A 10,547-nucleotide genomic window follows, 5' to 3' on the forward strand; every position below is an offset into this window, starting at 1 on the left:
CGACGGTGTCGGCGTCGACGACGGGCACGGTCTCGTCGTCCTCGTCCTGCGCGGCGGTGGCCGACGCCGCCGCGGCCTCGAGCGCGGTGAGCGCACGTCGGGCGTCGCCGGACGCGAGCCGGATGATCGCGCTGCGCGCTTCGTCTCCGAGGACGACGGCACCGCCGAGCCCGCGGGGGTCCTCCACCGCGCGGTCGACGAGCATGCCGAGGTCGGGGTCGGTGAGCGGTTTGAGCGTCAGGAGCAGCGAGCGGGACAGCAGCGGCGAGATGACCGAGAACGACGGGTTCTCGGTGGTGGCCGCGATCAGGATCACCCACCCGTTCTCGACCCCGGGCAGCAGCGCGTCCTGCTGGGCCTTGCTGAACCGGTGGATCTCGTCGAGGAACAGCACCGTGGTCGACCCGTACAGGTCACGGTGGGTCAGGGCCTTCTCCATGACCTCGCGCACGTCCTTCACGCCGGCGGTCACAGCGGAGAGCTCGACGAACTCGCGACCGGACTGCCGGGCGATGGCCTGTGCCAGCGTGGTCTTGCCGGTGCCGGGTGGGCCCCACAGGATCACGGAGACCCCGCCGGGGTTCTCACGCGTGCCGGTGGCGAGCTGCACCAGGGGCGAACCCCGGCCGAGCAGGTGCTGCTGACCGGCGACCTCGTCGAGGCTGGTGGGGCGCATCCGGACGGCGAGCGGGACGGAACCCTGCGCGAGACCGGCGCGACCACCCGTGGTGGGCGCGTGCATTCCCGAACGATCCGCTGCCATCCTGCAATCGTAGGCCGGTCCACCGACGCAGGCCGCGCCTCCCGCCAGGTGGTGGTGACCGTTCGGCTACGCTCGTTGCACACTGCGACGAGAGGGCAGACCAGCACCGTGGCACCGAAGAACCCAGCGCGTGACAACCGCGAGGCGCGCGAGCGCCTCCGCCTCTACCAGGCCCGCCAGGGCCTCCACGAGCGCCAGCGACGCCGCCGCGTGCGGGACAACCTGATCGGCGCCGGTGCCCTCGTCCTCGTCGCGGCCCTCGCCACCGGGTCGCAGCTCGCCTTCGCCGGGTCGCGGGGCTCGGACGCCCCGTCCCCGACCGCTTCCACGTCGTCGTCGGCCACGCCGTCGGCCAGCGCCACGGCAGGTAACACCGGCGACGTGCCGAGCAAGTCGATCGCGAAGGGCACGACCTGGACCGGCACCCTCACGCTCAACAAGAGCATCGACCTCGGCATCGAGCTGGACGGTGCGAAGGCGCCGCAGGCCACGAGCGTCGAGATCTCGCTGATCCGTGAGCAGTTCTACAACGGCACCACGTGCCACCGGCTCGCCGACAGCGACGGGCTGAAGTTCCTGCAGTGCGGCTCCGCGAACGGCGACGGCACCGGCGACGCCGGCTTCGAGTACGGCCCGCTGGAGAACGTGCCGGAGGACGGCGTCTACGAGAAGGGCACGATCGCGATCGCGCGGTCGGACTCCCCGTACTCGCAGTCGACGCAGTTCTTCATCGTCTACGGGGACACCACGCTCGACGGCTCCACGGGCGGCTACACGGTCGTCGGAAAGGTCACGAGCGGTCTGTCCGAGCTCGAGTCGAAGGTCGCCTCGAAGGGCATCGCGTCGCCCGGCAGCGACGGCACGGGTGAGCCGGAGGTGGCGACGAAGATCACCGACGCGACCATCGCGGAGCAGGAGTAGTCCACAACCCGTCGCACCGGTCGGGCGACGGAGCCCGTCCGTGCAATAGGCTGACGACCTGACCGTGCCGACGGTGACGTCGGCGATGCACGACCACGATCGAGGCGAGACCTGTGGGATCTGACGAAGCAACGACCTGGGGGCGGGTCGACGAGAACGGGACCGTGTACGTCCGGTACGAAGAGACCGAACGTGCTGTCGGTGAGTACCCGGACGCCACCCCCGAAGAAGCCCTCGCCTACTTCGCACGGAAGTACGCCGACCTCGAGGGGCAGGTGAAGATCGCCGAGCAGCGCGTCCAGCGCGGCGCGTCGGCGAACGACGTCGCCCGGACGGTCGAGCACCTGACCGCGCTGGTCGCCGACGCGCGGGTGGTGGGTGACATCAAGTCACTCGAGACCCGCGTGGGCGCACTCGCCGAGCAGCTCGGCTCGCTCACCAAGGAGCAGGCGGAGCAGGCACAGCAGGCCCTGCAGGACGCTCTGGCGCACCGCACCGCCCTGGTGGAGGAAGCCGAGGCACTCGCCGCGGTGGACCCCGCACGCGCGCAGTGGAAGCAGATCACGGCGCAGCTCGACGACGTGTTCGCGCGCTGGCAGCAGCACCAGCACGACGGTCCGCGGATCCCCAAGAACGAGGCGAACGACCTGTGGAAGCGGTTCCGCGCGGCGCGGTCCACCGTCGACCAGCACCGTCGTGCCTTCTACTCCGAGCTGGACGCACAGCACCGTGACGCCCGGACCCGCAAGCAGGAGCTCGTGGCGCAGGCCGAGGCCCTCGCGCCCCGCGGTTCCGATGCGATCCCGGACTACCGCCAGCTGCTCGACGACTGGAAGAACGCCGGGCGTGCCGGCAAGCGTCACGACGACGCACTCTGGGCGCGCTTCAAGGCCGCCGGAGACGTGCTGTTCGAGCAGCGCCACGCCGAGAGCGCAGCCGAGAACGAAGAGTTCTCCGCCAACCTCGAGGCGAAGCAAGCCCTGCTGACCGAGGCTGAGCCGCTCCTGCAGGCGACCGACCGGGTCGCCGCGCGCAAGACCCTCACCGGCATCCAGCGCCGATGGGACGAGATCGGCAAGGTCCCCCGCGGGGACGTCCGTCGGGTCGAGGACCGGCTGCGTGCCGTCGAGGACCACGTCCGTGGGCTCGAGGACGCGCACTGGAAGGAATCGAACCCGGAGCGCAAGGCCCGTCAGAACGGCCTCGCGAGCCAGCTCGAGGACGCGATCGGCAAGCTCCAGTCCGAACTCGCCGCGGCGCAGGCCACCGGCGACGCCCGGAAGATCAAGGACGCGCAGGAAGCCCTCGACGCCCGCAAGATCTGGCTCGACGCCCTGGGCGGCTGAGCCTCGCACCACGAACGACGCCCCCGTGACCGATCGGTCACGGGGGCGTCGTCGTACGGGGGAACCAGCAGGGGAACCGAGTCGGCGAGCTCGGCAGGTCAGACCGGCGCGGGCAGTCCGAGCAGCAGCCGGATGTCGAGGTCGTCCTGCCGCATCTGTGCGGCGAGCTCGTCCATCGACGAGAACTTCACCATGCCGCGCACGTACGACACGAAGAGCACCGAGATCCGATCGCCGTACAGGTCGATGTCGACGTCGAGCAGGTGCGCCTCGATCTGCTTCGCCGGGACGCCCTCGAACGTCGGATTGTTGCCGACCGACACCGCTGCCGGGTAGACCGTGCCGTCGTGCAGCACCCGGGCGGCGTAGACGCCGTCGGCGGGGACGAAGCCCTCGCACGCCGGATCGAGGTTCGCGGTGGGGTAGCCCATCGCCCGGCCGCGTTGGTTGCCGTGCACCACGACGCTCCGCACGGCGTGTTCCCGCCCGAGGAGTCGAGCGGCCTCAGCCACGCGGCCCTGGCCCAGGAGCTCACGGATCCAGGTGGAGGACACCCGTCGCTCACCGTCGGGTCGGACGTCGTCGATGAGGTCCACGTCATCGATGAGCTCGACGGTGAAGCCGTGCTGCTCCCCGAGGGCACGCAGCAGCGCGACGTCACCGGCGCCCTTCGCACCGAAGCGGAAGTCGCTGCCGACGAAGACGAGCCGGGCGTGCAGCGTGTCGACGAGGATCTCGGACACGAACGCCTCGGGCGACTTCGACTGCAGTTCCTCGTCGAAGCGGAGCAGCAGGGTCGCGTCGACCCCGGCGTCCTCGAGCAGTTCGCGGCGCTGCGCGGTGCTCGTCAGGGCCGGCGGGACGTGCGGCGGGTCGATGACGTTGAGCGGGTGGCGGTCGAACGTGACGACGGTCGCCACGAGGTCGTGCTCGCGGGCGGCGCGCTCGAGGTGCGCGATGACGGCTCGGTGCCCGACGTGCACGCCGTCGAACTTGCCGATGGTGACGGCGCTCGGCCCGAACCCGTCCGCCACGTCGGCGGTGTCCTCGTAGAACTGCACGGTGGCTCCTACTCGCTCGCCGGGGCGGTGGTGGAGGACGCAGCCGGGACCGACGGCTCGGTGCCCGCGGTGCGGTGGTGCTTGCGGAGCCACCAGAGCCCGGCGATCGGCAGCACGAGCGGCGCGAAGGCGTAGCCCAACCCGTAGTACGACCAGATGGTGTCGTCCGGGAACAGCTGGCGGTCGAACAGCGACAGCGTCCCGATGACGAGCACGCCGGTCATCTCGAACACGATCGTGACGCAGGCGACCCGGTACCAGAACCGGCCGGGCACGATGAGGGCGATCATGGCGACGATGTAGACGACGGCAGCGACGGCACTGAGCGTGTAGGCGAACGGCGCGAACGAGAACTTCTCGATGATCTGCACGACGCTGCGACCGGTCGCCGCCAGCGCGAGGATGCCGTACACGGCGATGAGGACGCGGCCGATGCCGGTCGCGAGTGAGGATCTGGTCGCCATTGCACCGATTCTACCGACGCGCGGCCGCGCGCATGACCTCCGGCGTCAGTTCAGCGCGAACCAGATCTGGTACATCCGGTAGACCATCACCGCGACGGTGAAGGCCCCGGCACCGAGCACCACGGTGCTCCACTTCGTGCGGTCGATCAGTGCCCACACGACCGCGGCCGGCGGGACGAGCAGCACCGAGACGGCGTACACGCCGAACTCGAGCGCGTTGCCGTCGGGCGGACTGCCCGTCGCCGGGAGCACGATCGAGATGACGCCCTGCACCAGGAGCAGCAGCTCGATGAGCACGAGGGCACCGACGGTGTAGTCGTTCGGCTTCCACCCGATGAACCCCACGACGACCGCGAAGAGACCCACCACCACGGCGAGCACCAGCTGCACCCACATGAACCACTCGATCACGCGCGCGCTCCGGTCTGCGAGGAGGACGACGCCCCGGGCGTCGGGAAGTTCGTGATGACGCGGAGCAGTCCGCGGCGGACGGAGACGAGGCCGACCAGCCGGTCGTCGGACGCGGCGACCGCGGCCACCGGACCATCCGAGTCGGGGTGCTCGGCCGCCACGCGCTTGCCGTCGGTGAGGTCCTTCGCCGAGGCTGCGTCGAGGGTCACGGACGAGAAGAGTCGCCGGGCGACGTCCGCCGGACGCGCGAGCGCCGCGCGGACGTCGACGGTGTCGTCCTCGAGGTCGATGGCGTCGTGCACGTCGAACGGTCCGACGCGGGTCCGACGGAGGGCGACGAGGTGCGCCCCGGTGCCGAGGGCCGCGCCGACGTCACGGGCGAGCGCGCGGACGTAGGTGCCCGACGAGCAGGTCACGACGACGTCCAGGTCCACCACGGCGACGTCGGTGCCGTCGACGGCGACGGTCCGCTCGTTCCGCGTCGTGACGTCGAACTGCGAGACGGTCACCGTGCGGGACTTCAGCTCCACCGCCTCGCCCTTGCGCGCCAGGTCGTACGCACGGCGCCCGTCGACCTTGATCGCACTGACCGTGGAGGGGACCTGGTCGATCACGCCCCGCTGTGCTGCGACGGCGGTCTCGACGGCGTGGTCCGAGACGTCGGCACCGGCCACACCGACAGCGGCCGTCGGCGTGCCGTCGGCGTCGTCGGAATCCGTCGAGACGCCGAGCCGGATGGTCGCCGTGTAGGTCTTGTCGAGGCCCACCAGGTGCGTCAGCAACCGCGTGGACGGCCCGACGCCGAGCAGCAGCAGCCCGGTGGCCATGGGGTCGAGCGTGCCGGCATGGCCGACCTTCTTCAGGCCGAGGCGCCGACGGGCGATGGAGACCACCCGGTGGCTGGAGATCCCCTGTGGTTTGTCGACGAGGAGGATGCCGTCCGGCGCGGTTTCGAGCACCAGGCGAGATTACCAGCGCCGGTCAGCAGGCGTCGTTCCACTCGCGACGGGGGTGCTCGGGATCGGTGACGTCGAGCACCGCGGAGGCCGCGATCTTCACGTCGGCACGGCGCTCGAGCCGGCCGGACTCCTGCTCCACCCACAGCGACCAGCGCCACAGGGTACGCACCCCGGGGGCCAGGACACCCCGTCCGTGCACGATCAGGACACCGTCACCGGCCCCGGTCGTGCGGAAGGGCGTCACCAGGTCGGACCGCAGCGTGTCCTGGTCGGCGGACGGTGCGGCGGCCGCCATCGCGGAGACCCCGTGCTGCTCGAAACCGGTGACGAGCGCGGCCGCGACCCGCTCGAGGTCGGTGCCGTCCTGCCCGTCGACGCCGATGACGGTGCGGTTCGTGCCGACCTGCGCGATCGCCTCTGCAGCGATCGCAGCCATCGTGTCGGTCTCTTCGGGTGCCCAGCGTGCCATGCGTCCACCGTAGGCTGTCGAGGTGAACGCGAGTCGGGCCTCCAGACCGGATGTGGACAACCCGACCGCGCGACGCGGTGTGCAGGAGCCGGCCACGCCGGAACGACCAGACATCGCGACCCCGCTGATCGCATGGTTCCGGCAGCAGGCGCGGGACCTGCCGTGGCGCCGCCCCGGCTTCCCCGCGTGGGGGACGCTCGTCAGCGAGATCATGCTGCAGCAGACGCAGGTCGCGCGCGTGGTCCCCCGTCTGGAGGCGTGGCTCACCCGGTGGCCGACGCCTCGCGACCTCGCGGACTCGCCCCCGTCCGAGGCGGTGCGTGCCTGGGACCGGCTCGGCTACCCGAGACGCGCGCTCGCGCTGCACGCGGCAGCGACCGTGATCGCGACCGAGCACGGCAACGTCGTGCCGCGCGACGTCGACGCCCTGCTCGCGCTGCCGGGCATCGGTGACTACACCGCGCGGGCTGTCGCGGTCTTCGCGTACGGCGACCGGCACCCGGTGGTGGACGTCAACGTGCGCCGCGTGCTCGCACGTGCGGTCCTCGGCCAGGGCGAACCCGGGCCGGCAAAGGCGAAGCAGGACCTCCCGCTGATGGAGTCCGTGCTGCCGGCGGACCGCGACGACGCGGCCGCCACGAACGCCGCCGTGATGGAGCTCGGCGCGCTCGTGTGCGTGTCCCGCTCCCCCGCCTGCGATGCGTGCCCGATCGCGGACCGCTGCGCCTGGCGTGCGGCCGGGTACCCGGAGCACGACGGGCCGCGGGCTCCGCGGCAGGCGAAGTTCGCCGGCAGTGACCGCCAGGTGCGCGGCCTGATCATGGCCGAGCTGCGCGCCAGCGACGTGCCGGTCAGCCGGTCCGAGATCGAGCCGGTGTGGCCGGACGCCGACCAGCGCGACCGGGCGCTCGCGTCGCTGCTGCGTGACGGACTGGCCGTCGGCGACGACGCGAGCGGCTACCAGCTGCCCGGGGTCTAGGAACGGGCTTCGGCGGAGCCGTCGTCCTCGGCTTCGTCGTCCTCGTCATCGTCGCGCTTGTACGGGTCGGCGTCGCCGGCGTACGTCGCGCCGATCGAGGCCGCCCGCACCTGCTCGTCACGCACCTGGGCCTGCACGAGCAGGTCCTCCATGTGCGCCGAGGTCTCCGGCAGTGCGTCGGCGATGAACTCGAGCGACGGCGTGAGCCGGGCGGTGATGTTCTTGCCGACCTCGGACCGGAGCATGCCGGTCGCGGCCTTGAGCGCCGCGGCGGAGTCCGCCCGCTCCTCGTCGGTGCCGTACACGGTGTAGAAGATCGACGCGTGCTGCAGGTCACCGGTCACACGGACGTCGGTGATCGTGACGAACCCGAGTCGCGGGTCCCGCAGACCCTTGTCGAGTCGACGAGCGACGACTTCCTTGATGCGGTCCGCCATCTTGCGTGCGCGCTGCGGATCGGCCATTGGGTGCCTCCTGAGGCAGTGGCGGGGCGCTTCCCGCCGGTGGTCCTGCGTGGGAAAGGGGTCGGGCCCCGGCCTCCCGCACGGGGAGGCCGGGGCCCAGAGGAGTCACGCGATCAGTCGCGCGGCTTCTCGACGAGTTCGGTCGTCTCGACCTCGTCGCCGATCTGGATGTCGTTGAACTTGCCCAGACCGATACCGGCTTCGAAGTCCGTGCGGACCTCGGTCACGTCGTCCTTGAAGCGACGCAGCGACTCGATGGCCAGGCCATCGGCGATCACCACACCCTCGCGGATGACGCGCGCCTTGGCGTTGCGCGTGATCGTGCCGGAGCGGACGATGACACCCGCGATGTTGCCGAACTTCGAGGAACGGAACACCTCGCGGATCTCGGCGACGCCCGACTGGACCTCTTCGTACTCGGGCTTGAGCATGCCCTTGAGGGACTGCTCGATGTCGTCGAGTGCGTTGTAGATGACCGAGTAGAAGCGCACGTCGATGCCTTCGCGCGCCGCACGCTCACGGGCCTTGACGTCCGGACGGACGTTGAAGCCGATGACGATGGCGTTGTCGATCGTGGCGAGGTCGATGTCCGACTCCGTGATCGCACCGACACCGCGGTGCAGGATGCGGAGCTGGACGCTGTCGTCGACCTCGATGTCCAGGAGCGACTGCTCGAGCGCCTCGACGGCACCGGAGACGTCACCCTTGATGATGAGGTTGAGCGACTCGACCTTGCCCTCTTCGAGCGCACGGGTGAAGTCCTCGAGCGAGATGCGCTTGCGCGACTTCGCCAGCAGGGCGTTGCGCTCGGCGGCCTCACGCTTCTCGGCGATCTGACGCGCCGTGCGGTCCTCTTCGGTGACGAGGAAGGTGTCGCCGGCGCGGGGCACCGAGGACAGACCCTGCACCTGGACCGGGCGGCTCGGCGTCGCGGCCTTGACCGCGACCCCGTTCTCGTCCGTCATCGCACGGACTCGGCCGTAGGCCGTGCCCGCCACGATGGCGTCACCGACGTGGAGCGTGCCGGACTGGATGAGGACCGTGGCGACTGCACCGCGACCCTTGTCGAGCCGGGCCTCGATCGCGACACCACGGGCGTCCTTGTCGGGGTTCGCACGCAGGTCGAGACCGGCGTCCGCGGTGAGCAGCACGGCGTCCAGGAGCTCCTGGATGCCGATGTTCTGCCGCGCCGACACGTCGACGAACATGACATCGCCGCCGTACTCCTCGGCCACCAGGTTGTACTCGGTGAGCTGCTGGCGGACCTTGGCGGGGTTCGCGCCTTCCTTGTCGATCTTGTTGACCGCGACGACGATCGGCACACCGGCCGACTGCGCGTGGTTCAACGCCTCGATGGTCTGGGGCATGATGCCGTCGTCCGCCGCGACCACGAGGATCGCGATGTCCGTCACCTGGGCACCACGGGCACGCATGGCCGTGAAGGCCTCGTGACCCGGGGTGTCGATGAAGGTGATCGGGCGGTCGATGCCCTCGTGCTGCGCGACGATCTGGTACGCACCGATGTGCTGGGTGATGCCACCGGCCTCGCCCTCGACGACCTTCGAGTTGCGGATCGCGTCGAGGAGGCGGGTCTTGCCGTGGTCGACGTGACCCATGACGGTGACCACCGGCGGCCGCTGCTGCAGCACGTCGTCGTCTTCGTCCTCGAGTTCTGCGTCGAGGTCGATGTCGAAGCCCTCGAGGAGCTCCTTGTCCTCGTCCTCGGGGGAGACGATCTGGATCTTGTAGCCCAGCTCGTCGCCGAGGACCTCGAACGTGGCCTCGTCCAGCGACTCGGTCGCGGTCGCCATCTCACCGAGGTGGAACAGCACCGTCACGAGGTTGCCGGGCATGGCGTCGATCTTGTCCGCGAAGTCCGAGATGCTCGCACCACGACGGAGTCGGACGACCGTGTTGCCGTCGCCGCGCGGGACCTGCACACCGCCGAGCGACGGGGCCTGACGCATCTCGTACTCGGCGCGCTTCGTCCGCTTCGACTTGCGGGCACGGCTCTTGCCGCCACCGCGACCGAACGCACCGGCGGTACCACCACCGGGGCCACGACCACGGCCACCGCCACCGGCGGGACGCGGGCCGCTGAAGGCTGGACGCGGGAAGCCGCCACCGGCACCGCCGCCGGCACCCGGACGGGCACCGGGGCCGCCACGGCCACCACCCTGGCCCGGGCGCTGCCCGAAGCCGTTGGGACGGTTGCCCTGACCGGGACCACCCGGACGCGGAGCACCCGGACGGGGCGTGCCCGGACGCGGGGGCTGCGGACGCGGGATGCCACCGCCACCAGCTGCGCCGGCGGCCGGGCGCTGGCCCATGCCCTGGTTGGACGAGTACGGGTTGTTGCCGGGGCGCGGCGGGCGCGAGCCCATGCCCTGGTTCGACGAGTACGGGTTGTTGCCCGGACGTGCACCGGGCTTCGGGCCACCCGGCTTCGGACCGGCGGCCGCGGGAGCCTTCGGGCTGGTGCCCGGCTTCACGGCGTCGGACTTCGGCGACGCGTCGGTCGACCCGCCTGCCTGCTCGGCGGCCTGCTTCTCGGCGGCCTGCTTCTCGGCGCGGGCCTTCTGCGCGGCCTCGGCCTCGGCCTGTCGCTGCGCGACGGACTTCGGTGCGGCCGGTGCGGGCACGTCGGCAGCGGGTGCTGCCGGGGCCTCGGGCTCGGGAGCCGGTGCCGGACGAGCCGGACCCGGACGGG

The 10,547-nt window shown here is 71.1% G+C and carries 11 protein-coding genes; 3 read left to right on the forward strand and 8 right to left on the reverse strand.

Going from position 1 to position 10,547, the window contains the following annotated elements:
- Positions 1-763 (reverse strand): AAA family ATPase (locus H7A73_RS17505; protein WP_411469321.1); only part of this gene is annotated, 763 nt, incomplete at its 3' end.
- 108 nt (positions 764-871) lie between these two features.
- Here H7A73_RS17505 and H7A73_RS17510 point away from each other — a divergent pair.
- Both H7A73_RS17510 and H7A73_RS17515 read left to right on the forward strand, forming a co-directional pair.
- A complete protein-coding gene (locus H7A73_RS17510) occupies positions 872-1,684 on the forward strand; it encodes a peptidylprolyl isomerase (RefSeq protein WP_182067173.1) in 813 nt (270 codons plus the stop codon).
- 113 nt (positions 1,685-1,797) lie between these two features.
- A complete protein-coding gene (locus H7A73_RS17515; protein WP_182067174.1) occupies positions 1,798-3,030 on the forward strand; it encodes a DUF349 domain-containing protein in 1,233 nt (410 codons plus the stop codon).
- Between the two features lie 98 nt (positions 3,031-3,128).
- Here the strand turns inward: H7A73_RS17515 and H7A73_RS17520 are convergent, their stop codons facing one another.
- Genes H7A73_RS17520 through H7A73_RS17540 form a run of 5 tightly spaced genes read right to left on the reverse strand, consistent with a single transcriptional unit; the run spans position 3,129 to position 6,394 of the window.
- The gene (locus tag H7A73_RS17520) at positions 3,129-4,091 is read right to left on the reverse strand and encodes a bifunctional riboflavin kinase/FAD synthetase (RefSeq protein WP_182067175.1); all 963 of its coding nucleotides are present in this window, start codon (positions 4,089-4,091) and stop codon (positions 3,129-3,131) included.
- Positions 4,092-4,099: 8 nt separating this feature from the next.
- Complete coding sequence (locus H7A73_RS17525) at positions 4,100-4,555, reverse strand: hypothetical protein (RefSeq protein WP_182067176.1); 456 nt, start codon at positions 4,553-4,555, stop codon at positions 4,100-4,102.
- A 45-nt stretch (positions 4,556-4,600) separates the two neighbouring features.
- Positions 4,601-4,966: a hypothetical protein gene (locus H7A73_RS17530; protein WP_017887160.1), complete on the reverse strand. Its 366-nt coding sequence runs from the start codon at positions 4,964-4,966 to the stop codon at positions 4,601-4,603.
- A complete protein-coding gene (truB, locus tag H7A73_RS17535; protein ID WP_182067177.1) occupies positions 4,963-5,925 on the reverse strand; it encodes a tRNA pseudouridine(55) synthase TruB in 963 nt (320 codons plus the stop codon). The genes H7A73_RS17530 and truB overlap by 4 nt, the downstream gene beginning before the upstream one ends.
- Before the next feature lie 22 nt (positions 5,926-5,947).
- Positions 5,948-6,394, reverse strand: coding sequence for a hypothetical protein (locus H7A73_RS17540; protein ID WP_051596740.1), 447 nt, complete (start codon positions 6,392-6,394; stop codon positions 5,948-5,950).
- 52 nt (positions 6,395-6,446) lie between these two features.
- Between H7A73_RS17540 and H7A73_RS17545 the strand changes: the two genes are divergently transcribed.
- Complete coding sequence (locus H7A73_RS17545; RefSeq protein WP_410007315.1) at positions 6,447-7,373, forward strand: A/G-specific adenine glycosylase; 927 nt, start codon at positions 6,447-6,449, stop codon at positions 7,371-7,373.
- Here H7A73_RS17545 and rbfA read toward each other — a convergent pair.
- Positions 7,370-7,837: a 30S ribosome-binding factor RbfA gene (rbfA, locus tag H7A73_RS17550; RefSeq protein WP_182067178.1), complete on the reverse strand. Its 468-nt coding sequence runs from the start codon at positions 7,835-7,837 to the stop codon at positions 7,370-7,372. The genes H7A73_RS17545 and rbfA overlap by 4 nt on opposite strands.
- Positions 7,838-7,950: 113 nt before the next feature.
- The coding region (gene infB / locus H7A73_RS17555) for a translation initiation factor IF-2 (protein ID WP_182067179.1) at positions 7,951-10,547 on the reverse strand (2,597 nt) is incomplete at its 5' end.

The organism is Curtobacterium sp. ME12 (genome assembly GCF_903970855.1).
GTDB lineage: Bacteria > Actinomycetota > Actinomycetes > Actinomycetales > Microbacteriaceae > Curtobacterium > Curtobacterium poinsettiae_A.

Excerpts from the sequence above, each read along its gene's own strand:
- H7A73_RS17525 (WP_182067176.1), bottom strand. The coding sequence starts at position 4,555 with ATGGCGACCAGATCCTCACTCGCGACCGGCATCGGCCGCGTCCTCATC.
- H7A73_RS17540 (WP_051596740.1), bottom strand. The coding sequence starts at position 6,394 with ATGGCACGCTGGGCACCCGAAGAGACCGACACGATGGCTGCGATCGCT.
- rbfA (WP_182067178.1), bottom strand. The coding sequence starts at position 7,837 with ATGGCCGATCCGCAGCGCGCACGCAAGATGGCGGACCGCATCAAGGAA.